15 protein-coding genes are annotated in these 23,761 nt (G+C 42.8%); 5 read left to right on the forward strand and 10 right to left on the reverse strand.

Translation table 11 applies throughout. The annotated features are described in order from the left end of the window. Positions 1-114: 114 nt before the first annotated feature. Positions 115-471 carry a ribosome hibernation-promoting factor, HPF/YfiA family gene (gene hpf, locus OHT75_RS07200; RefSeq protein WP_264725820.1) on the reverse strand — a complete coding sequence of 119 codons (357 nt, stop codon included), beginning with the start codon at positions 469-471 and terminating at the stop codon, positions 115-117. Positions 472-865: 394 nt separating this feature from the next. Here hpf and OHT75_RS07205 point away from each other — a divergent pair, with 394 nt between their 5' ends. Continuing rightward, entirely contained in the window at positions 866-1,507 is a 642-nt protein-coding gene (locus OHT75_RS07205; RefSeq protein ID WP_264725821.1) for a DsbA family oxidoreductase, read from the forward strand. A 114-nt stretch (positions 1,508-1,621) separates the two neighbouring features. Here the strand turns inward: OHT75_RS07205 and pulA are convergent, their stop codons facing one another. Then, positions 1,622-5,956 (reverse strand): pullulanase-type alpha-1,6-glucosidase, encoded by a 4,335-nt coding sequence (gene pulA, locus OHT75_RS07210; RefSeq protein ID WP_264725822.1) that lies wholly within the window; start codon positions 5,954-5,956, stop codon positions 1,622-1,624. Positions 5,957-6,043: 87 nt separating this feature from the next. Further along, positions 6,044-9,004, reverse strand: a complete 2,961-nt coding sequence (locus tag OHT75_RS07215) for a TonB-dependent receptor (protein WP_264725823.1) — start codon at positions 9,002-9,004, stop codon at positions 6,044-6,046. Positions 9,005-9,401: 397 nt separating this feature from the next. Between OHT75_RS07215 and OHT75_RS07220 the strand changes: the two genes are divergently transcribed. Beyond that, positions 9,402-9,839, forward strand: a complete 438-nt coding sequence (locus OHT75_RS07220; protein ID WP_264725824.1) for an OsmC family protein — start codon at positions 9,402-9,404, stop codon at positions 9,837-9,839. Positions 9,840-9,904: 65 nt separating this feature from the next. Here the strand turns inward: OHT75_RS07220 and OHT75_RS07225 are convergent, their stop codons facing one another. Then, positions 9,905-10,486 carry a lipid-binding SYLF domain-containing protein gene (locus OHT75_RS07225; protein ID WP_264725825.1) on the reverse strand — a complete coding sequence of 194 codons (582 nt, stop codon included), beginning with the start codon at positions 10,484-10,486 and terminating at the stop codon, positions 9,905-9,907. Positions 10,487-10,730: 244 nt separating this feature from the next. Between OHT75_RS07225 and OHT75_RS07230 the strand changes: the two genes are divergently transcribed. Continuing rightward, positions 10,731-11,567, forward strand: coding sequence for a M14 family metallopeptidase (locus tag OHT75_RS07230; protein ID WP_264725826.1), 837 nt, complete (start codon positions 10,731-10,733; stop codon positions 11,565-11,567). Between the two features lie 1,411 nt (positions 11,568-12,978). Here the strand turns inward: OHT75_RS07230 and OHT75_RS07235 are convergent. From OHT75_RS07235 to OHT75_RS07260, 6 genes are all read right to left on the reverse strand, one after another. Continuing rightward, positions 12,979-16,239, reverse strand: a complete 3,261-nt coding sequence (locus OHT75_RS07235) for a S41 family peptidase (protein WP_264725833.1) — start codon at positions 16,237-16,239, stop codon at positions 12,979-12,981. 201 nt (positions 16,240-16,440) lie between these two features. Next, positions 16,441-17,241 carry a hypothetical protein gene (locus tag OHT75_RS07240; protein WP_264725827.1) on the reverse strand — a complete coding sequence of 267 codons (801 nt, stop codon included), beginning with the start codon at positions 17,239-17,241 and terminating at the stop codon, positions 16,441-16,443. Positions 17,242-17,243: 2 nt separating this feature from the next. Further along, a complete protein-coding gene (locus OHT75_RS07245; protein ID WP_264725828.1) occupies positions 17,244-17,858 on the reverse strand; it encodes a sigma-70 family RNA polymerase sigma factor in 615 nt (204 codons plus the stop codon). Between the two features lie 43 nt (positions 17,859-17,901). Then, positions 17,902-19,776: a vWA domain-containing protein gene (locus tag OHT75_RS07250; protein WP_264725829.1), complete on the reverse strand. Its 1,875-nt coding sequence runs from the start codon at positions 19,774-19,776 to the stop codon at positions 17,902-17,904. 73 nt (positions 19,777-19,849) lie between these two features. Then, positions 19,850-20,746, reverse strand: a complete 897-nt coding sequence (locus OHT75_RS07255) for a hypothetical protein (protein ID WP_264725830.1) — start codon at positions 20,744-20,746, stop codon at positions 19,850-19,852. 77 nt (positions 20,747-20,823) lie between these two features. Then, entirely contained in the window at positions 20,824-21,657 is an 834-nt protein-coding gene (locus tag OHT75_RS07260) for a hypothetical protein (protein WP_264725831.1), read from the reverse strand. Between the two features lie 401 nt (positions 21,658-22,058). On the opposite strand from OHT75_RS07260, the gene purE reads away from it, so the two are divergent. Both purE and purK read left to right on the forward strand, forming a co-directional pair. Further along, on the forward strand, positions 22,059-22,550 hold the full coding sequence (gene purE, locus OHT75_RS07265; protein ID WP_261297247.1) for a 5-(carboxyamino)imidazole ribonucleotide mutase: 492 nt from the start codon (positions 22,059-22,061) through the stop codon (positions 22,548-22,550). Further along, complete coding sequence (gene purK / locus OHT75_RS07270; RefSeq protein WP_264725832.1) at positions 22,550-23,632, forward strand: 5-(carboxyamino)imidazole ribonucleotide synthase; 1,083 nt, start codon at positions 22,550-22,552, stop codon at positions 23,630-23,632. Before purE ends, purK begins: the two co-directional genes overlap by 1 nt. Positions 23,633-23,761: the final 129 nt, after the last annotated feature.

A 23,761-nucleotide genomic window follows, 5' to 3' on the forward strand; every position in this document is an offset into this window, starting at 1 on the left:
AGGCAAGTGAAACGAAAAATCAGTAAATATCCACACAAAAAATAACGCCAGTCAGCTTATCTGACTGGCATTACAGCCTCAGCTGCGTTTTTTATTTGAACTGAATTTAATCAATTAACGTAAATCCATCTCTTGTACTTTTTCATAAGCAATTTCTGGTGCGGTAACTTCAGGTTTAGCATGCTTATCTGCTTTTAAATGACCTTTACGATGCTTAAGTGCGGCATCTAACTTTTTAGCTGCACTGGCAATAGCTGGATACATAACGCCATCGACGCCTTTGGCAGCAATACGTGAACCTTCATAATTAGTGCTAACTTCTACGTCGAATTCGCCATGTTCTTTAGCGATAATTATGTCTAATGAAATAAGAGTGGGAAAATGGCTAGCAAGCTTACTGAACTTTTCTTCTACATGTTGTTTAACAGTGTCGGTAACATCTACATGGTGACCAGAAAGATTTATTTTCATAGAGTGTCCTTAACGTAATAACGTCTATTTTAATGCTAATTTAATTGCTCACTTAAAATAGAACTTGGGGCATGTACTGTGGATCTCAAGAGATTAAATCAACAATGTGGCAAAATGAGATTCTAGTCACATCTGCAATTTAATTCTGTATTGTTTGTTTAGGCGATGCATAACTAAAAGCCATAACACCAAATAAATCTGAACAACCTTGTTCTCAACATTATTTAACACCACAATACACACTTAGTATAGACATAAACAAGTCACTTTGTTTACTACTTTAGTGGGCTTTACACTACTTGCTCACAAAGCAGACAAATAAGCGACTTTTTCATTTAAAATTTAATCACTTAATGTCAATAAATGAAACTTAATTAATTTCGAGGTTGATAACATGACACCTAAAACTCTGCAAATAGATATCGTCTCGGATGTCATGTGCCCATGGTGCATCATTGGTTTTCAACGATTACAACAAGCGTTAACCGCCGTCTCAAATATTGATGCCCATATTACCTGGCATCCGTTTGAGCTTAACCCTCAAATGGCTAAAGAAGGCCAACATCTAGGTGAGCATTTAGCTGAAAAGTACGGTTCAACACCCCAGCAAAGCCAACAAAATAGAGCCAATTTAATTGCCATAGGCAAAACCCTCGACATTGAATTTAACTTTACTGACCAATCGCGTATTTACAATACATTCAACGCCCACCAGCTATTGCAATGGGCCAAAACATTTAACCAGCAAACCGCCCTTAAATTGGCCTTATTTCAGGCTTACTTTCAGCAACAGCAAAATATTGCTGATATTGACGTGTTATTAAATGTGGTTGAAACGGTTGGATTAGATCCCAAGCAAGCTAAAGCCGTATTAACATCGCAGCAGTATGCTGACAGTGTAAGAGCAGAGCAAGCCCTGTGGCAAAGCCGTGGGATCAGCGCTGTACCTGCTATCGTGTTTAACCAGCAGTATTTAATCTCAGGTGCCCAAAGTACGCAGTACTTAATTGAAGCGATAAAACAGCTGCAAGCATAAAACGTTTTCCCCCAGTATTTTAAATGACTTTGTAAGGTTGCCACCTACCCCATAAAAAACCAGCTTTCGCTGGTTTTTGGGGTTGAACACACAAGTGCTGCCACTGTGTTAATGTTAATTCAGCCTCATCACTTTTAATGTCGGTGAATCGCTACTTGGGCCAGTCACGGTGAATCGATAAGTAGCATCGGCTGCAACCGATAACTTCATATTAGCCCCTTTCTTGGCAAGAGTTTTACTGCTGCCCTCTAGTACGATTTCATCACCAGCAACGGCGCCAAAGTCGACGGTAGACCAATCACCCGTTGCAATTTTAAACTCATACTCACCGGTAGCAATAGCGATATCAGCGGTATAAACCGATGCACCTTGATAGGTTAAGGCATCGACTTCTCCCCAACCATTCATACCACCACGAATGTAGACGGTATTGCCTGCAAACATCTCAGTTTTATTGATGGTTAATGTCGGCTCGTTGCGATTACTCATATCAAAAGTGAAGGTATATTCGCTATCACTGTCAAATGTCACCTTCAAGTTACTGCCTTTAACGGCCAGTAGTTTAGGTTCAGCCAGTGTTACCGACGTGTCTGTTTCACCACTACCATAATCAACCGTAGACCAGTCAGCTGAAGCCACTTTAAACTCATGGGTGCCAGCATTTACGCTAATTTGCGTTTGATAAACACTGCCGCCCAAGTACACAAGTTCGTTCGCTTCCCCCCAACCATTCATGCCTCCGCGCACAAATACTGATGTACCAGCAAATGGCTCTTCGTTATACACGGTTAACACAGGATTCGCTTTATCTGATGCGTCAAATGAGAATACATAGGTCGCATCGGCTGTGGCACTGAATACCATATTGGCGCCTTTAGTGGCCAATGGCTCTGCAACATCTTCGTCAACACCAGCTACATCACTGGATAGCGCGCCAAAATCAACCGTGCTCCAATCTGCCGAGGCGATTTTGAACTCATAATCGCCAGCAGCAAGGGTAATGGCCACGCGGTATTCACCTGCACCAACATAGGTAAATGCATCAACTTCACCCCAGCCGTTCATGCCACCACGCACAAATACCTGCGTGCTACCAAATGGCACAACATCTGGCGCCCCCGCTGTCGCATTTGCACTTAAGCCCATGCCTTGAGTATCGCCTTGTGCTTTAACAAACACCGCCGTTGTATAGGCCGGTACGTTAAAGGTGCCTTCACCCTCGCCCTGATAAAAACTGGCACCTTGCACAGTTGTATCAATTGAGTTGCTTAACGTTGGATGTAGGCTAAATCCACTTGCTGTGGATACGGTATGCGACTGTGCTGAAGCACTGCCATTGACCATCACCACCATGGCATCAACCATAGGGTCGATATCCGCTAAACCGTTGCCATCATCCACACTCATCACAATCACGCCTTGGGTTTGACGCTTGCCGATATTATGAAACCCAACGCGGTCGATAATATCTTGCTCTGTGGTTAAACGCAGTAATGGGCTTGCTTTACGAATCGATAAAAACTCATTAAATACATTGGAAGCAAACTCAATTTCAGACATTGATGCAGCTGAGTTAGGGTTACCCGATCTTTTAATAATTTGCGCCATTTTGGCGGCATTATCTTGCTTTAAGGGTAAGCCCACATTCCAGTTGTTAGTGTTTTTGGTAAAATCGACCCAGTTGAACCAATCGCCAGAATCATAGGAGTTTCGGTCCATTGATTTTGAACGCAGCATGTCACCACCCATTTGCAAAAATGGAATACCCTGACTCATTAACGGTATAGTGGCTGCGATATTTTGCACACGAACCCGTGATGCTAATGACAGAGTTTCATTATTTGAGTATTGCAAGATATCCCAAAGGGTTTCATTATCATGTTTTGACACATAATTAATGCTGTCTGCAGGATCGAGTGCATAAGCCGTTGGCTGGCTGTTCCAACTAAAGCTGCTGCCTTTGGCTGAGTTACCGTTAAAGTCTTTTAATACATAGTTTTGTAAGTTACCGGCCATCGATAACCTAAGCGTGTCTTGATCACGTAAGTAATCATCTTTTTGCTCTGAGGCAAACAAAGCACCACCACGAACCGCTTCACGAATACGGTCGTTAAACGTTCCGACTTCGCTACCCGCCATATTAGCTTGTACGGCTTGCTCGAATAATCGGTTATCAGCTACTTCACCAAAATTCCAACCTTCACCGTAAAAGTAGTTGTCAGCATCAACGGCTTGCACCGCTTCACGTGCTGCTAAAATACTGCTTTTAGGCATATGCCCCATCACATCAAAGCGGAAGCTATCAAAACCGTATTCTTTGGCTAAAATGACCATCGAGTCAGTGACAAACTTATCCATCATCCGGTGCTCTGTTGCGGTGTTGTCACAGCAGGTTGAGGATTCAATTTTACCGCTGATTTCGTTATATCTGTGGTAATAACCTGGCACCACTTTGTCTAACACTGAGTTATCCCATAGGCCTGAAGCACTGGTATGGTTATACACCACATCAAGTACAACTCTAAGCCCTAGCTCATGCAATGCTTGGTTCATGGCGCGTAATTCAACAATACGCGCAACGCCATCTGCGTCACTGGCATAACTGCCTTCTGGTGCGATAAAGTGATGCGGATCGTATCCCCAGTTAAAACTATCGTATCCCCGCATTGCATTGACTAAGTCTTGGCTGTCGAACGAGCCCACGGCATTATCCGCTAAAATCGATGCAATAGTGGCTGACTTATCTTGGGTTTTACATGCCGCAGCACTGTTGTCGATCTTGTTACACAGAGCGCCTAAGGTATCGGTAATATCGATACGTTCGGCAGGGTTTTCATTAATGGTGGCAATATCATTAACGGGCAATAAGTGAAAATGAGTGACGCCATTTTCTGCCAGTGTGCGCAAATGCTCAACGGGGGCTGTGCCATCTTCAGTAAAGGCTAAATACTTACCTCTGTTTGCGGCAGTTGTGCTTTCATCGCGGGCACTGAAATCACGTACATGACCTTCATAAATCACTGCATCTTCAGGGTTTTCAATAGTGGGGATTGTATGTCCATCCCAGCCTTGTGGCTTTAAGTCATCATCACTTAAATTAACAAACTGACTGAAACGGCCATTGCTGGAAACGTTTAATGAATAGGGATCGGTGGTTTCTAATGTTTCGATTTTTTTCGACACGGGATGATACACAGTTAACTCATAACGGTAATACTGACGATCAAGCCCCATGTCTCCTGTAAATGACCAAATACCCGTTGCAGTATCTAAGCTCATTGCCTCGGTTTTGGTCAGCGTTTTAGCACTGTTATATATTTTTAAATTAACGCTTTGTGCCGTTGGTGCCCACACCTTAGCGCTAATACCATTGTCATATATTATGCCTAATGCTGCTTCATCGGCATCGTTATCACCCTTGGTATATAGTGCATCTAACACCTTGGCCACTTGCACATGGGTAGCGGCTATTGGCTTATTGTCACTATCATATGCCACCAGCACCAACTGCTCTTTGGCCATACTTTTTGCTTCATCAGCACTAAAGTTCGCTTCATATGCCGGCCAGGCAGCCAAATGCGGTACTAAAGCTTTTTGCGCATCATTTAGTGTCGCTTCGGTTAACTCAACTTGCCCGCCGCTGATTTTACCGTCGTTATCAGCTTCGATACCTGCTGTGGGTGAATGATGTAACACAAATTTAGCCACACCATCAGGGGACTCATTCCACACAAAGGTGTTTTGATCTAACCAATGGGCACTGGCACCATCAATTGCAAAGCCAACATCTAAAATGGGGTAATCATACACATCCGATTCGCCATGAATGGTGAAGTTAACCCGATTAAATTGCGCTTCTGGCGCGGCATCATCCTCAAACGATTTAAGGTTCATCACCAGATCACTGTCACCTAATGCTTTACCTGAGCCCTCGGTACCAATGTGAATAATAAAGTTACCACAGTCACTGTGACCTTCTTTTAAATTAATCAGCCAGTAAGCCCCATAGTTAGGGTCGATACCATCAAATGAATGACCATTGGCCCAATCAGTGGAATCAAACGGCGGCGCATAGGCATCGCAAGTGTCGTTATTCCATGAATGGAGCTTATAACCAGGATAATTAGGGTTGGCGTTTGAGTTATCTTTGTCTTTAATTCGGTTGTAATACAGCACCGCCTGATTAGGCCCCGCTAACACGGAAGGCAAAGGTAATTCGGGGTTATAGCCAACGATACAACTTTCATTTTTTGCATCCGGAAACTTAGGCGCAGGACAGCTTAACGGCGGTGGCGGCACACAGTCGGTACCCGCGGCATTGGGCACGTTAGGCACATTACAGGTTAATAATACTTTTCCAGGCTCGGCAGAATCACCGCCACAGCCAATTAATGCGGTCATACTCAGTGCAAATACACTGAAGCTTGTTATTGTTGATTTGGTCATCATGACTGACTTCTCCCCATCACTTTTTGTAGTAACGCAATCTTGTGTTGTGTTTTGATTGTTATTTGACGCTTGAATGCTGACTGCTGATTACATGGCATAAGTGAACCCCAAATAGAATTCGCGACCAAAGTATTGCAAAGTGCCGGTTTTGTTTTGTGTGCCGAAGTAACTCTTGGTGGGCTCATCGGTAAGGTTATTCACCTGAAACAACACCCCAAGACCATCTGTGACTTGATATGACGCTTGGTAATCGATAACGGTTTCAGCATCAAAGTTAACCACCTGCTCGTTAATGGCCACCTGCTCAGACACAAACTCATCGCGATAACGCGCACTCACCCGAGTTTCAAAGCCTGCGTAGGAATAAAACAAGGTGGCACTGACCACGTTATTTGATAAACCTGGAAGGTCTTGCGTTGTGGTATCGCCGCCAAGATTAGTAATTGACTGCACTTCAGATTCGGTATACGAGTAACTGGCGTTAAATCCTAAGCCAGACCAAGCATCAGGCAGCGAAGCAAACACTTGGGTATAAGCCAGCTCTAGTCCACGAATATATCCGCCTTCGGCATTATTCACTGCGGTGGTATAAGTGCCGTTGGTTGTGGCTATTTGCTCACCGCTAATTTCATCAATGATGTATTCAGGCACGTTAAAGCCATTGCCTTTAAAATCAAAGTTGCTGATGGCGACCGTATCGATAAATGAGTCAATATTTTTGTAGAAAATCGCCGCAACAAAGGCGCCTTCATCAAAATATTGCTCATAGGACAGATCATATTGATCGGCATAAAACGGCATTAAAAAAGGGTTATTGGTACTTGAGCCATTGATTTCACCGTCATCGGAAACCGACGCACTGATATCGCCCGCTAAACGGTTAATCGGTGGGCGAGACATCACTTTAGCCGCAGCAAAGCGAATTTGAGAATCATCGGCCACTTTAAAATTCAAGTTCATTGACGGGAGATAATCGGTGTACGTCACACCTTGCACGGTTTGCACGTAATTTTGATTCACTATGCCTATGCTGTCAGTAATGTTTTGAGCCCCAAGGTCAACATCACCCTCAACATTTTGTAGCATGGTTGCTGATTGGTCAGTATCCACCATACGTAAACCAAAGTTACCCGTGACAGGAATACCTGCTATTTCGGTGTCGATATTGGCCATAACATAGGCCGCTAACACTTTTTCATAAACGTCACCACTTTGCAGCATGGTCCATGAATAGTTAGTGGTATACCCTTTAGGATCAATCACCCCACCCGCGTTACCCCAGGTTTGTACGGGTTGTGGCACGCCATTTGGAAACCAAGCATTTAATGCCGAGTCTAAATCGATAGCTAAATAAGCAGGAAAATAACTAAAATCCCCTTGCCAATCGATAACGGTTGTCATGTCTTCGGTTAATTTTAACGGCGGTTCTGATTTTGAAAATGCACCGTCATTTCCATATTCAAATACCGAACGATCATTGGAATAGGTTCTATCTGAGTAGCGTGCGCCAAACTCAATGCTGCTGATCACATCGGTTTCAAGATCGTATTTAAAATCGACACGGTAGGCTTTTACTTCATCCTCGTTTTCATATGGGTAAATACCATATTTACTGACCATCACCCGATCAATATCAGAAAATGCTGGCGCTTGATTAAAACCTACATCGGGTAAGTCTAAGCCATTCAGTAAGTAGCTAATTGACACGTTTTCATCAAAAATGGGCGTGTCAGCATTGGCATCTTCGGCCACATTTGACCATAACAGACCATTACGAAAATCGCTTTTTGCCGATGATAATGACACATCGAGATTCACATTTAATTTGTCGGTGACCTGCCAATCCGCGTTAATGCCATAGCTGTTAACTTCGTCAAAATCTTGGTTGTCATCATTAACAATTTCAACCCGGGTATAACTTTTAGATGTGCGGTTAAAAGTGCCACCAATCACGCTATTGCCATCAAATGTCGGATTGGCAACACTGGCATTGCGGCCACCTAATTTGACACGATAACCACGCGCAAAGGCCTCACTGTCAAAGCGTGACATAAAGGCATCACCCTTAAGCACAAAATTATCAACGGGTGCCCATTCGATAGCGCCCATGTAACCATTTCGGGTTTCAACACCACCTAAATGTTGAATTTCAAAGCCTTCACTGATGTATTCATAGCTTGGATTATCAATGGGGCCATTTACATCATTTGCTAACCCGTCTAACTCTTTTGAGTCGTTATAGGCTAAACCAATAAACTGCGTGGCAACGCTGGGCTGATCTAAACGAGCATACCCTACAGCAACCCCTAATGTGTCTTCTAAAAACTTGCCTTGATATGAAAAGCTTAATCGACTGCCGTATTCTTCTGCGCCATAAACTTCACTAGCACGGTCGTTATGCATACCGCGGGCATTAACCACAAAACTGTGGTCTTTATCTGTACTTAAAGGGCTGATAGTTTGCAGCTCAACCGTGCCAGCCACTCCGCCTTCAATCAGCGATGCTTTAGGTGATTTATACACGGCTGCTGAACTGATTAACTCTGAAGGGTATTGGTCAAATTCAATGCTGCGTGAGCCGCTAGTAGAAACTTGTTCACGGCCATTTAAGGTTGAAAAAACAAACCCGCCAGACATACCGCGAATGTTAATTTCAGCAGCCTGCCCCCCGGTGCGTACCGCTGAAATACCGGGTAAACGCGTTAACGCATCCGCCATCGACACATCGGGCAACGCGCCTAAGTCATCGGCTGATAATTGCTCTGATACGGTATCGCTGAATCGTTTTGAGTTAAGTGAATCAATTAAACTGCGGCTGTAGCCTTTCACTGAAATACGTTCAATAGCTTCATCGTTATTGGTCAACGCGTCAGCGGTCACATCTGCCTTGGCCGTGTCAGCCCCCGTTGATGTCACATTCTCTGCCGATGAGACTGGCTGCGCGGCTGAAGCGACTGCATCAGCGGCCAAAGCAGAATAAGGCATGAACATCACACTCATGCCTGCTGCAATAGCTAACGATAAAACAGTGGGTTTACTTTTGAGCATTGGTTTTCCCCTTCACCTTACAGGTTTTATTGCGCCCAACACTCAGATAAACCACTTACACTATCTCGAATATCGAACAATTATTATGCCGATATACTAGGCTTTGCCCCCTTTTGTTAACAACACAATGCATACGTATTCATAACAAATGTGCAACAATCATTATTTAGCAAATTAAGCGTTTCACTAAAAATGACCTTTTTAGGTATAAAAAATAAGGTGTTATTAACACCTTGTATTACGGTATATATTGTTGAGTTCATTCTCATAATAAATTCATTTATATGATGCAATTAAATGCATACAAAAAGCGTGGACATTGACCGCAAGTTAGTGTTGAATCGTCATCGTGTTACGTTTTTTTGAACAATGTGGTCGCGCAAATTAGGAGTAGTAGATGGGTTTTAAAGTAACTGTTGATTGGCACACTTCACCAGCAGCAGAAGGCGAATTTAATCGTGATCATCAAGTTAAATATGGTAGTGGTCAATCGGTTGAGGCTTCATCAGCACCTGAATATAAAGGTAACGAAGAAAAAGTTAACCCAGAAGAAAATCTGTTGGCTGCACTTTCTTCTTGTCATATGCTGACCTTTTTAGCGATAGCGCACCTTAAACGTTTACCCGTTAGCACATACAGCGATAATGCTATTGCTGATTTAGGCAAAAATGACGCAGGTAAAATCGCAGTGGTGAAAATGACCTTAAACCCTGAAGTGGTATTTGCAGAAGGTGTGGAAGTGAGCGAGGAAACAATCGCGAAAATTCACGAAAAAGCGCACGCTAATTGCTTTATTGCCAACTCATTAGCATGCGAAGTTGAAATTAAGCACTAAAACATAAATAAACAGTCATAAAAAAGCCGCTAAATGCGGCTTTTTTTAGGAATATTGACTGCATATTACTCAGATTTTTGCATAAAATCTTCGCTAAAATCCGTTTTCCAATACTTGTAACCTTGAATCGTCGCCTGAGCAGCTGCACCCATTAAGTTGACTTGATAGGTTTTTACGCCATCGATATCAACCGACTGATTGGCAGAGGCTTGGTCACCTTTATCTTCATATTTAGCACTGGCTTCAGCCTGAGCTTGGCCTTCATAGCCAGACTCTTTAAAGCGGGTTAATGCATCACGCTTGGTAAAAGCTTGTACATAAGCCATTTGCTTCCAGCCGATCCCTGCGCCCACACCACCGGTTGCAAAACGGTAGTAAGACTTTTGGCCGCCTTCGGTTAACACACAAATGCCACCACCAGTTGATAGTGCAAACAAATAGCTATTACTGCCCGTACAGACAACATAACCCACAGACTGATTTACCGCAGTTCTTGCCGCTGGATGTTCTTTAAAAATTTCAGTCAAGGCTTCTTGGGTTTCTTTACGTGCATTGGCTTTTTTAGCTTCAGGGGTATTACCCGTAGCACAGGCAGATAAACCTAAAATAGCGGTTAGTAAAACAATAAATGATAAAGGCTTAGTCATATTTACTCCTAATAATTCTGCGGCAAAGATAAGCAACAATGATGAATATTCAAAGTAAATATAGTGTCAAAACATAACATCACCCTAGACAACCAACCTAATAAGTACAAAAAATCAACATTGTTTACTTGGTGTCAGCAGTTTTAGCAATTTTTTACTAACACTTTGTGAGGCAATAGATTTTGATAGTTATTTTATTCGCCGCTGCTTACTATATGAAAATGGTTCATTAACAATAATATGTATGACTCAGTTATTTAAAAACTATCTATGGCACAGTGAGTTATTTAACTGCCAAAGTAATGATTTAACGCAATTTGAGCAGTATTTATCTACTCAAGTTAGTCGTTTAAAGTTGCAAGAGAAACCATTAGGTTTTATTGATGAAAGCAACCAGCATTATCCGCTGTCGCTATACCAAACCGCACACATTGATTCTGGCAAACCGTCTATTTTGGTTTGTGCGGGATTTCACGGTGAAGAATCCGCAGGCCCGTGGGGATTGATCAGCGCCTTAGAGCAACTTAACCCAAGCATTCTTGAAAAAATCAATTTGAGTATTTTGCCTTTGGTCAACCCAAGCGGATTTAGTATTGGCAACCGATTAAATCTGTTTCAGCAAAATCCTAATCGGGGTTTTGTCCATCAATCGGGTCAAGTGGTATCAAATTCACACACATCGGTTGAAGGACTTATTTTACAGCAATCCATGACCCAGTTATTGTCTGCCGCTCAGCATGGCATATTAACCTGCCATGAAGATGTGCTGCTGCATGACACTTATTTGTATGCATTAGAATCTCATGCGTTACCTAGACCGCTCAGTTACCAGCTACGCGATTGTTTAGGAAGATATTTTCCGATTGCAGACGATGGTGAGATTGATGAATGCCCTGTTAAAGATGGCATTATTTTTAATCATTTTGATAGTTCGTTTGAAAGTGCGTTATTTCAAAGCGGAAGCCAAATTGCTTTTTGCACTGAAACACCAGGGCAGCAAGTATTTGATCAACGTGTGCTTGCTAATCGTGATGCGATTACTTTGTTTATCAACCACTTTGTTAATGATAATTGTCAATAGACGCAGTTCGTGATCATAAATGCTTATCAAGGAATAATGGATTTCTGCCTCAAGGTTTGCTTGCAATATAGCCTATATTTGCAATATGGCCTGCGGCCACTAACGTCGTGGCGCTTCGCCCACACCAGACCAAAGGGGCAAAACGCTTGTGCCCCTTTGGAAACCCTCAGCGCCCCAGACGAAAAATGCTGAAAAGCGCATGTTTTCGATGGGGATCGATCCAGCTTTAAACCTCATTTGCTGCCCGCTTCGGCCATTGTCGAAAAGCCCTAACGCTTCCGATAGGCCATCCCTGGCCTAACGAAAGCTAGCTTGGCATCCATGCCAAGCTCACGACCTTTTCTCGATGACCTCAATTCAAATTGAATCTGAAAGTTTTAAATTGTGCTTTATGGTTTTCATCTTTTACTTTTTAGTGACAAAAAGGTGCTAAAATTTCAGGTGTAAGCACGGCTGTGACCGTCCATGACATGGACGTCATGGCCGAGCTTTCAGGGACGAACTCGCAGCGTGTCATGGTCGTGCTTGCACATAAGCCTGCGGCAGGCAATTGATTAGGTTGAAGCGATGGTCTTCAGTACTTGCTCAAAGATAAATGAATTAAAAAGTGATAACCCGTAACGCATTTATGCCCCATTCAAAGCTAGGGTAATTGATCATGTCACTTTAGCGTTGTCACTTTGAATGGAATAACCATAATCGAGCACTAACAAGACAACTTCATATTTAAATACCTACGGATCATATAGAACTGCTTTTTTAGTAGAATCTCGCCTTAAAAATAGCCCTAAACGGGCTAAATTTTTGCCTCTCTGACGTTATGATAGATATTTATTATATAAGTCAATAATTTACAACATCATAAAGTCTGAATGTCGGTAATACCAGCTATCAAAATATTTTGCTAACTAAAGCTATTGGCACTTAATCAAGATCCCTATAACATTTAAATATATATTAATTAACTACTAGGCAGGTTAGTTTATTCTTTAAAAAACATTAACTTAATTATTTAGAGAGGAGTGAAGGGCAATGTTCGAGATTGCCCTTCACTTAATAAATCAAAACATAGGCGTATTAATTTATTGGGTTTATATATCAACAACGGATAGTCGTTATGTAAATAGTAAGGCAATAATGATTAGCTGAGCAATAGGTCCAATAAAAATTCGCCTCCTAAATTTTAGGAATGGAAACATGCAAATTAATTTTAATTTATATATTAGTGAAGAAGTTATACTGAAATGTTTAAGTTCATTGCTACTTTTAGCTACATACTTTAATTAAATTGGGTAGTCGATAAATACAAAAACACATTTATTGTGACGCTTTTTGTCCTGAAAACAGCCCCATGATTAATGGGGCTGTAATTGATTATATCGACATTAACTGACTATGTAACATAGACGGATTAATTAGCGTGAATATCATCTGCTTTACCGGTTTTAGGTAATGGCAGTGCTTTTAAAGGTTGATAAGGGCTTTGTACTAGCTGCTCCTTTAAATAGCTGATTGCTTTTTCTAATTGTGCATCCTTACCTTGGTAAGTGGCGTAGGGCAAGTTACTTACCTCAATATCAGGCTCAACACCATGTCCTTCAACCACCCAGCGGCCATCCATTGCATATTGTGGGTATTCCGCCACGCGAGCCATACCATTGTCGGTTACACTGTTACGTCCCGATAACCACACCCCTGCCCCAGCGGTTTGTTTACCAATTAATGGGGCGATACCGAGAGCTTTAATCCCTGCCGAGAAAGTCTCACCGTCGGAGTAAGTCATTTGATCGGCTAAGACCACCAGTTTACCGCGGAAGGTTTGCTGCATATTGGTATTAGCACTGCCGTGGGTGGGTTGCCAAAATGCCCATGCTTTGCGCAGCAGTTTTTCAATAATCCAACTATCAATGTTGCCACCACGATTACGTCTTACATCAATAATCAACCCAGGCTTGTCATAGTTGGTGTAAAACTCACGGGCAAAGCTTTCAATATCGCCTGCGCCCATGGCATACAAATGCAAATAGCCAAATTCGCCTTTTGACGCCTGACTTACCTTAGCTTGATTATGGTGTACCCAGTCTAGATAACGTAGTTTGGCATCGGTTGCAGGATCGGTTGGCAATACCACGGTTTGATGCTGCTCACGGCCACGTTCTAGGGTTAACAATACTTGCTTATTCGCTTGATTACGCAATAGCTGAGTCACATCCCCCAAATGGCTAACAGGTTTGCCATTAATCGCTTTGATAATATCGCCAACTTTAACATCGGCATCGATACGTGCCAGCGGTGATGCTTGACTGGGTAACTCAGGGTCATTTTGATAAATGTGCGCGATTTCAACGCCTTTTTCCGTCAGATTTAAACGCCCACCTAATGACGCTGATTTGGCTGCATCGGCATCCTGTGGCAGATCGCCACCACGAACTTGCGAATGCAACGAGTCTAGCTCACCCATCATTTGTTCAAAAATGTCGTTTAATTCATTTCTGTCGGTGAGTCGTTGCAGCAAAGGCTGATACTTAGCTTTAGTGGCTTGCCAATCAAGTCCGCGCATTTGGGTATCAAAAAATTGACCACGATGCATTAACCACGCATCTTCAAAAATTTGCTGCCACTCTTGCATCGGTGATATTCGCAGTTGCCATTGCTCGGTCTTCACTTTCGCTTGGCTCACATCCGCAGGGATTTTATCACCCGCAGCAACAATCAATAATTCTTTAGGATTGCTTTGCTTACGCAGCATAATAGTTGCGTTATCATTTGCGAGGGTAAAATCAGCAATATCGTCAGCAAAAACATCCACTTTTGGGGCGATGTTATCAAACTTAATCCATTTTAACGCGCTTTTATCATTAACAGTGTCAACCACATATAAACCAGTGGGAGATTGCTGCAAACGATTATAATTGCCCGCTTCCACTGGCACTTGCCATAAACGTTGCGCTAAACCTTGCCAATCAAGCTTGGTTTTGGCTTTTTCTACCTTGTCGTCTTGGTTTGCGGCGGTTAATTCTGTGGTTTTAGCAAACGGAAATTGTGCTTTGCTATTCAGTGCTAAGGCAAAAATCTGCGTACGTTTATCAAAAACCGGCCCCATGTTTCTGTCTCCCCAAGGTGAATTTGGGGTAGCTTTAAAATCGCGATTCGATAAAAAGTATAACCAATCACCATCGTGGCTAAAGCTGGGCGAAAATGATTCATACTTATCTGAGGTCAAGGTTTGGGCTTTGGCTTGTGTCACTGAATACAACACAATTTGCGGACGCTGCTTACCTATTTCAGCTTTAGTTAGGGCAATAAATTTGCTGTCTGGAGACCACACGATATCCTGATAAGGGCCTAAACCTTCACCGTTAGTGGCAATTTTGAGATTTTTGTTGGTGGTTAAATCAAGCAGCCACACATTGCCCATATAATCGTCATGCGCTAAATAGCGGCCATTCGGTGACTGACTTAAACTGGTGCGCAGTGTTTTACCGTCTTTGGTCAGCTGTTTTGCCCCTTCGGTGCCGTCGGCCGGATATTGCCAAATTTCCTGCTCGCCAGAAGCATCACTAATACCATATACCCACTGACCATCCGTACTTAAAATGGCATCTCGCACACGGGATTCTGCTGCCGATGCGATTTGAATCAAACGGCGATCATCTTTATTGGCAATGGCAACATGACTGCGAGCGGTGATCACCACTTGATCGCCTTTTGGGCTTAAACGGGTTGAGGTAGCAAACGCCATAGGGTCATTAACCCAATGTTCACGGCGATGTGGAAAATCACTGCTTAAATCAACATCCACCACTGACTCTTGATTGCTAGCAAGGTCAAACAGCTTGATATCCGCCCCTTGCTGAAACACCACTTTGCCTTGATGTAACTTAGCATCTCTAATTTGCCAATCTGTATATTGACTGTGCTGCTTAATATCTTCACCCGTTAATGACATTGACCAGATGTTGTCATTGCCCGAGGCATCACTGATAAAAAACACCCTTTGTTGCCATAACATGGGCTGACGCACCGAGCCTGGATGTTGCAGAGTTAACTGCTCGGCTTCTTTATCTGTGCCTAATTGATAGCGCCAAATTTCACCTTTGGCGCCGCCACGATACACTTTGGCATTATCGCCACTGGCTTGAAGACCAAATTGGGTAAAGTAAACATACTCGCCTTTGGCATCAATGCTGCCCTCTATCGCGTCGGCAAGGGGTAAATCTGTGACCACTAATGTGTCTGGATTAATGGTTTTCAGCACCCAGTAATTAGCCGGACCAAAAGCGTTGTCGGTTGAGTAAAGAATATCGCCCGTTGCAGTCCAGCCCTGTAATCTAACGCGGGAGTTTTCAAAACTGACTCGTTTTGCCACGCCGCCCGCCATCGGCATAACATAGACTTCTGTCGCGCCTTCATAATTAGCGGTATAAGCTAGGCGCTGACCATCGGGTGAAATACTCGCCTCGGTTTCTTCTGCCGCTTGGGTTGTTAAACGGCTAGCCACTTTGCTATTAAGCTGCGTTTTCCATAAATCCCCTTCAGCGGTAAACACTAAGGTGTTGTCATGTAATGCTGGGGCACGGTAATAACCATTACTGGCGTAGGCCACCGTTGAAAAAGCACTAACACAACCCAGTGCAACCATGTAACTTAATACTGAACGACGAAGTTTTATCACGAGCCATTTTCCCTTTTGTATTGTTATTGGCGGTAAAGTTACCAGAATGTGATATTTTTGAAAGCGTCAAAATGTAACCAATAACAACGGTTATGGTAGTTATGTTGGTTTTGTTGCTATTATGACCGTGGCAACACCGATACTGACGTATAAAAAGACCAAGCCGAGGCTTGGTCTTTTTATACGTCAGTATCGGATTTAACGCGCGGTAAGCTGCTGTTTTATTAACTGATAATCACTATGTAACGGGTGTTTGGGGCTATTAAGTTCAGGAAACCTTTGCTCCATCGTTAACAAATAACGCTCGGCTTGCGGCCATTGCTGCGAAGCGACTAACTGATTGAGAGTCGCCATGGCTTTCTCTGCCGTATCAAGGGTTATCAATTCGGCTTGTTTTGACAATTGCGGTTGCGACTCAAGCGTCATATTGTCGCGACTTGATGGCTTGAGCTCTGACAGCAAGGATGTTGACTGTGCATTTTCAGCTTGTGGCTTTTGCGGCTCAACCTCTGGCGGCGCATCGCTTTGAATGCTTGGTGCTGACATTGCTGCGCCTTGTATCTGTGACGGATTCACCGCCTTGGCAGCACGAGCGTTACTATCCTCTGGCATGACTTCAGCGGCTCTGACGTCGCTTGCTGCTGGTAATGGTTCATGCATCATAGACATAGGTGCAGGCGTTTCATCAGGTATGCCCATTTGAGCAGGATCAGAATGTTGCTGCATTGGCATCATCATAAACAAGCCAGCCACAATCACAACCGATGCCGCGGTTGATAATTGCCAGCGATACTGCTGCCAACCTTTTAGCTTAACCACAGTGTTACCGTTAGCATCAGCCAAGATATTGTTTGTTTTAACGCGCTGCAATTCAGCTTGTGCCATGGCTAAAACCGTTTCATCTAATTGTGCCGACGGCTCTTCTTTAATCCCCTGATGGTAGAGCGTTGAAATTTCATCCTGCAAGGCTAAAAAGGTTTCATCATTATCTTTCACCATCTTTATGCCTCCTGCGTTTTTTGAGTAACGCATAACTTAATACTTTGGTACGCATATCGAATACGGCTCTTTGTGGCTTCTAATGTCACTTTGGCAATGTCACTAATGGCTGATGCGGTTAAGCCTAACTCGACATTCAACAAAAAAGCTTCTTTTTGCACCGCGGGTAATAAATCAATACATCCTTGCAGTAGCTTGGCTTGTTGCAGTTGCAGCAATTGCTGGTCAGGCTCAACCTCACTGGCGGCATTAAAGCTGTCCATGGTTTGATCTTCACCTAACGCCTGGGTGTCATCTAATGGCTTTACTGCCCGAATATGATCTATGATCAGGTTATGGGCAATTTTATATAACCAGGTGGTGAATTTTGCACTCACTTGGTAGGTCGCCACCGCCTTAATGACTTTGCCCCAAACCTCTTGGTATAAATCTTCCGCTAAGGTGTTATCACGCAATTGGCGAACAAAGTAGCGATATAAAGGGCCTTTATGCTTTTTATAAAGCTGTTCAAAAGCACTGATATCGCCCGCTTGATAAGCCAGCATTAACTGCTCATCCGTTGTCAAAACGCCACTCTCGGTTGCTACGGATGCACTTGTATCAGGTTTTAGTGTCATGCACTTTCTCTTTAAATCGGTGTAGTAAATTAGGTGGCAATAATTATTGCTCGCCATGCGTTATCGGTTTAGGCATAGGGTATGTGCCATCAGCCGCTTTTTGGAGATACTGACGCTGATCTGCATCATCATAAAAACCACCATGTTGCGGGGTTCCCTGTGCAACTAATAATTGCGTTGTGCGCATTAATTGTAAAAACTCATGCCGATAACCGAAAGGATCGTTTGCCATTGCTCCTGCAGCTAAGTTAATTAACTTATCATAATCAATATTATGTACATAATGATTATGATTAACGAGTTGACCAAAACCCGCTACCGCGGCGGCGAATCGAAAATCATCACTCGCCTGCTGAAGATGTTTATGCTCAGAACTGGCTAAAATCGCCTGGCTAATAAGTTGGCTTTTCGAAGCGGCTAATAGCCCGCCATGAAAAGGTTTATAGCGAAGCGATAAAAAAGCAATTTCATCTGAATCAAACTGCTGACGCTGAGATAACGCGCCAGGCTGTTTACCAACCTCAGTAGTTTTATAGCGTAATGGTGGGTTCATTAATTGAGTACTTTGGTTATAACGCAGCTCATATAACGCCGTCACACTTTGACCTGCCCCTATTTCTGCCGCATCTACCTTGTCATTAGTAAAGTCTTGGCGGTGTAATTGACGACTTTCATAACCAATTAAGCGATATTCGGCCACGATCGCGGGATTAAACTCGATTTGAATTTTTACATCAGCGGCAATGATATCCAAGGTTTGCGATAATTGATCATGAAGGACTTTTCGCGCCTCATTGAGGGTATCAATATACGCATACTGACCATTGGCTTTTGCCGCAAGCTGTGCCAGTAATCCATCATTGAATTGTGCAGTTGCCGCCCCAAGCCCAAAACCCAGTGTGGTTAACCCTACACCACTTTGCCTTTGCTGAACCACATAATTGACCAGTTCAGTGTGATTACTCATGCCAAGATTAAAATCACCATCGGTTGCCAACAACACCTGATTAACCCCATGTTCAATAAAATGTTTTTGAGCCAGCTCATAGGCTAACGCAAGCCCTTTGCCGCCATTAGTGCCTCCGCCGGCTTCAAGGCTGTTTAACCCTTGCTGTATTTGTTGCACGGCATTGCCGTTCACGCCGTCTAATACTTGGCGTACGCCATCGGCATAAACCACAATTGATATTTTATCCTGTGCATTTAATCCTGAACTAAGCAGCATTAGCGCTTGTTTTAATAGCGGTAATTTGTCGGCAGATGACATAGAGCCAGACACATCAATCAAAAACACCAGATTTCGAGCTTTAATTTGTTCAGGCATTAACTTGTAACCTTGCACACCAATACGCAGCAATGTTGCCTCTTGATTATAGGGTGATGGGGCCAACTCAGTATGAAGACTAAAGGGAGCATCATTGATGTTTGGCAGCGGATAGTTGTAATTGAAATAGTTGACTAACTCTTCCACGCGAATGCTATTTCTCTGTGGCAAAAGCCCAAGGTTAATGTGTTGTCTTAATGTGGCATAGCTGGCAGTATCCACATCGATAGAAAAAGTAGATACAGGGGTTTCAGCCGCAACCCTACTGCCATTGGGGACATAACTGATAAAGCGCCCAGGCTGTTGAGTTGGTACCGCCAACGAGGTTATCGAGCGAGGTAAGCCATGTTCAGCAAAAGGTTTTGCTAAAGCCTCGGCTGAAGGCTCGGCTAATAGCACCGCTGCATCGACTTGAACAGCATCAGTAGGGAGGCTGTCGGTGGTTTCATTGGCAGATAAAAGCGGCTTATGCGCATCTTCGATACTGGTTTGCTGGTGACAAGCTGATAAACCTAGCGCCAAACACACCAGTCCAATACTACGATAAGCCCTTAGATCCAATGGCAACTTTACAACCTGAAAATACCCTTTCATCAATATCCCTTAAATTAAATACGTTTGGCATTACAAACGAGCTCAAGGTTAAAAAGGGTTATTCAAGTGGTCACTATTGTTCTGATTTAAGTAATTTATCAAACTCGGGTTTAATTAACGCGGTTTCATCCTCATCAAAATTCCGATTATGCTCGTCAATAAATGCCTGTATAAAGCTGGGGTTGCGCATCACGGTGTCAATACTGTCTATCAATTGCCGGCCCATTGGCGTTTTTGAACACGCAATGTAACCATAACTCGGTTGTAATACACCTTTAATTGGAATGGCGTAATGTTCGAATTCCATGCCGATTCTTTGTTTAATAAAACCCACTTCAGCAGAGTATTCCAAAATCCCCACCACCCTTTCTTTGGCTAGCATCTCCAATAGTTTGTTGGTTGAGTTCATGCCACTGCGAAAGTAAAAGTACTCAGGATGTTCTGCAATAATTGGGTTTAGGTTATCGCCATAAGAGCGCGCGGTTACCACACCAACATTGCCTTTCATACTTGGCGGAAGATGAGAAAAGTCGATGATATTTGGAAATAAATGGCGGTTTTTCTTTAATACGATAAATCTGAGCGGCGGATATACCGTAATTGGCTTGCTGCTAAAGTATGACACTTGCTCACGTTCTGCTGACTTAAATTTATTGTACATACACGCATTGCCTAGCTTGTTTAAGTCACTCCATGAGCGGCTATAACTGGCTTGCTGTTGGGTAAAGTTAAATAAATTCTCTCTGTGGTCTAGCAAAACCGCAAACATGCCCAGAGGCTGTGCTTTGGTTAAATCACTTTGATTGCTGTCGGTCTCTGCCAATAAAATGCCTTCTAAGGGAGCTGATTTGGCAGGAAAAGGAAGCATAAAAGCCGCTAAAAATAATAAACACACTAAATGGGTTATTTGATACGACAGACTCGCGTTTGAAATGAAAATCGTGGCTCTTTTTACCGTAGAATAGATCACATAATACCCCTGCTAAAACTGTAATGCCCATCCTTTTGTAAAATAGCAGTCCTTTAAACAAATAATTCAAACTTAGTTTAGTTTGCGTTTTCAAAAATTGTGATTAATTCGTCCCCTAATAATGATTTATCTTCCACTGACGCAAACTCTTGGTGAATGGTAATCAATGCCTGCTGAAAAGAAGCTTGGCTCATTGCTTTATCAATGGCATGTATCAATTGCAAACCATAATCGGTTTTCGAACAAACGATATAACCGGGTGAAGGTTTATTAGCACCTTTAATTGGAATGGTTTTTATTTCAAAATTCGCTTTATGATCAAGAATATAAGTATTTACTGTGTCGGCATATTCAATAAAACCATCAATGCGATCCAGTGAAAGCATTTCAAGCAATTTTGCTATCGAATTAGGTCCATCACGAAAAAACAGCAACTGTTTTTTATTTACAATTTGCGGATCAAGTACACCATAAGAACGATTTTTAACTAACGCATAACGCATTTGTTGTGACGGTTGGATCGATGAAATATCAAAATCAGTCGCATATTGCTTAGCATCTTCGCTGCGAACAATTAACCTTAATGGCGGATATAGGGTAATAGGATACTGGCTAAAATAACCCACTTTTTCCCGTGCTGGCGTTTTAACCTTGTTATACATACACGCATTTTGAAGTTTGGGCATTTCCATCCAGCCACGGGTTATGCTCATTTCCTGAAACGTAAAAGTTAAATCTTGCTGACTATTTTGCGCCAACAAATCAAGCACAGCCATCGGCTTCATTTGCGTCACGTCAATCGAATTATTAGAGAACTCTCCTAGCAGTACAGCTTCAAGTGCTGCGCTATTGACCATAAAAGGCAAAAAAGAGATAACCCCTCCAACAATTAGACTGTTCAATGTCGTCATTATTACTAAACCTTTATCAACATATTAATTTTGATGATTCATGCCATAAATAATAGTCTACTCATTCAAATCACACACATCATTGAACAAATAACTCAAGCTTTTGGAATAACGTACCGTTTACTGCATAATAATGCACTAAATTTATATCTTATAACTAAATAAAATCACCATCAGTTCACCATACCCTTCTAAACGGTGAATTATCATCTACTTTAGTATCCAATTTTCTAAACTAAGTGTTAGCCTCACAAAACACTAAAGCGCAGCGTAACCCTCTGCAACATGATATTATCTGTCACCTTTTTATCGCCTTATTATTGATGCTATTTTCGCAGTGCCATGGGGTATAGAAAATACATCAAATATACGAATTGAATAAGTACATTAAGGAGTAAACCATGCAAGCTCTTGTTGCTGTTGTTATGGGTTCTAAAAGTGATTGGCCAACTATGGAAGCCGCAGCAGAAATTATGGATAAATTGCAAGTGCCTTACCACGTTGAAGTGGTTTCTGCTCATCGCACTCCAGACAAACTAATGGACTTTGCCAGTACCGCAGCCGACAAAGGCTATAAAGTGATTATTGGTGGCGCAGGTGGCGCGGCTCATTTACCTGGCATGATTGCGTCTAAAACACGTTTACCTGTTTTAGGGGTTCCAGTACAAAGCAAAGCGTTATCGGGCATGGATAGCTTATTATCGATTGTACAAATGCCTAAAGGAATTGCTGTGGGCACTTTAGCTATTGGTACTGCGGGGGCATTTAACGCAGGATTACTTGCAAGCCAAATTTTAGCCACGTCAGATACTCAATTAGCGGCACGAATCGATGCTTTTCGTGACGAGCAAACTCGTTCAATTTTAGATAATCCAGATCCGAGAGAAGACTAATGAGCCAGCAACATACGGTTTGGGTATTAGGTAATGGTCAATTAGGTGCCATGCTCAGTCACGCTGGGCAGCCTCTAGCCATTGATGTGCGCCCTGTAGATATTATGACCCCAAACGGCGATATTTTACCGATTGAAAGTTCACATGTGATCACCGCTGAGCGTGAACAATGGCCAGAATCAAGCACCAGTTTACAACTAAGCCAGCATCCCCACTTTATTAATGGCCCAGTGTTTGGCCGCCTAGCGGATCGCTTTACCCAAAAAAGCTTACTTGATGAATTGTCGGTTGCAACCGCCCCTTGGCAATTAGTCACCGACGCGGTTAGCAGTGAAGCACTGCATCAAGCGTATGGTGAACGCGTATTACTAAAACGCCGCACCGGTGGTTATGACGGAAAAGGTCAACATTGGCTAAAACAAGCAGAGTCAACCGAAATCCCCAATGATTGGCGTAACGAGGCCATTGCTGAACAAGCCATTAATTTCGATGAAGAAGTGTCATTGGTGGGCGTGCGCACCCAAGACGGTCGCTGTTTATTCTACCCTCTGACACTTAACTTACATCAAGATGGTATTTTAATGGCTTCTATCGCGCCATTAAGCCGCTTAAGCCACCTTCAAGCTGAAGCAGAAGCCATGCTTTCAACCATTATGAATGGTCTTGAATACGTTGGCGTGATGGCGATGGAATGTTTTCGCGTTGGCGAACATCTTTTGGTTAATGAACTCGCCCCGCGCGTTCATAACTCTGGCCATTGGACGCAAGCAGGATGTCACATCAATCAGTTTGAATTGCATTTACGCGCCTTATGTAATTTGCCTATCCACACCCCACAAGTGAACTTTCAATGTGTCATGGTGAACTTAATTGGTGTCGAAAAAGATGACCGCTGGTTAAGTCTGCAAAATGCAGAATTGTTTTGGTATAACAAAGAAGTGCGTGCGGGTCGGAAAGTGGGTCATTTAAATCTATCGGTACAGGATACAGACACATTAAATGCCACTATCAAACAATTAAAATCTTGGATGCCAATTCAATACCAAGCACCACTTGACTGGATTTTAGCTGAATTTGCTTAAAGCTTTATGCTTGATACCTCGTGTGTCCCCCAATAAACAAGGAGCCATTGGCTCTAATGCCAGTCAGATAAGCTGACTGGCGTTATTTTTTGTGTGGATATTTACTGATTTTTCGTTTCACTTGCCTTG

Source organism: Shewanella subflava, assembly GCF_025971955.1.
Lineage (GTDB): Bacteria > Pseudomonadota > Gammaproteobacteria > Enterobacterales > Shewanellaceae > Shewanella > Shewanella subflava.

Coding starts and splice junctions, on each gene's coding strand:
- hpf (WP_264725820.1), bottom strand. CDS start 471: ATGAAAATAAATCTTTCTGGTCACCATGTAGATGTTACCGACACTGTT.
- OHT75_RS07205 (WP_264725821.1), top strand. CDS start 866: ATGACACCTAAAACTCTGCAAATAGATATCGTCTCGGATGTCATGTGC.
- pulA (WP_264725822.1), bottom strand. CDS start 5,956: ATGATGACCAAATCAACAATAACAAGCTTCAGTGTATTTGCACTGAGT.
- OHT75_RS07215 (WP_264725823.1), bottom strand. CDS start 9,004: ATGCTCAAAAGTAAACCCACTGTTTTATCGTTAGCTATTGCAGCAGGC.
- OHT75_RS07220 (WP_264725824.1), top strand. CDS start 9,402: ATGGGTTTTAAAGTAACTGTTGATTGGCACACTTCACCAGCAGCAGAA.
- OHT75_RS07225 (WP_264725825.1), bottom strand. CDS start 10,486: ATGACTAAGCCTTTATCATTTATTGTTTTACTAACCGCTATTTTAGGT.
- OHT75_RS07230 (WP_264725826.1), top strand. CDS start 10,731: ATGACTCAGTTATTTAAAAACTATCTATGGCACAGTGAGTTATTTAAC.
- OHT75_RS07240 (WP_264725827.1), bottom strand. CDS start 17,241: ATGGTGAAAGATAATGATGAAACCTTTTTAGCCTTGCAGGATGAAATT.
- OHT75_RS07245 (WP_264725828.1), bottom strand. CDS start 17,858: ATGACACTAAAACCTGATACAAGTGCATCCGTAGCAACCGAGAGTGGC.
- OHT75_RS07250 (WP_264725829.1), bottom strand. CDS start 19,776: ATGAAAGGGTATTTTCAGGTTGTAAAGTTGCCATTGGATCTAAGGGCT.
- OHT75_RS07260 (WP_264725831.1), bottom strand. CDS start 21,657: ATGACGACATTGAACAGTCTAATTGTTGGAGGGGTTATCTCTTTTTTG.
- purE (WP_261297247.1), top strand. CDS start 22,059: ATGCAAGCTCTTGTTGCTGTTGTTATGGGTTCTAAAAGTGATTGGCCA.
- purK (WP_264725832.1), top strand. CDS start 22,550: ATGAGCCAGCAACATACGGTTTGGGTATTAGGTAATGGTCAATTAGGT.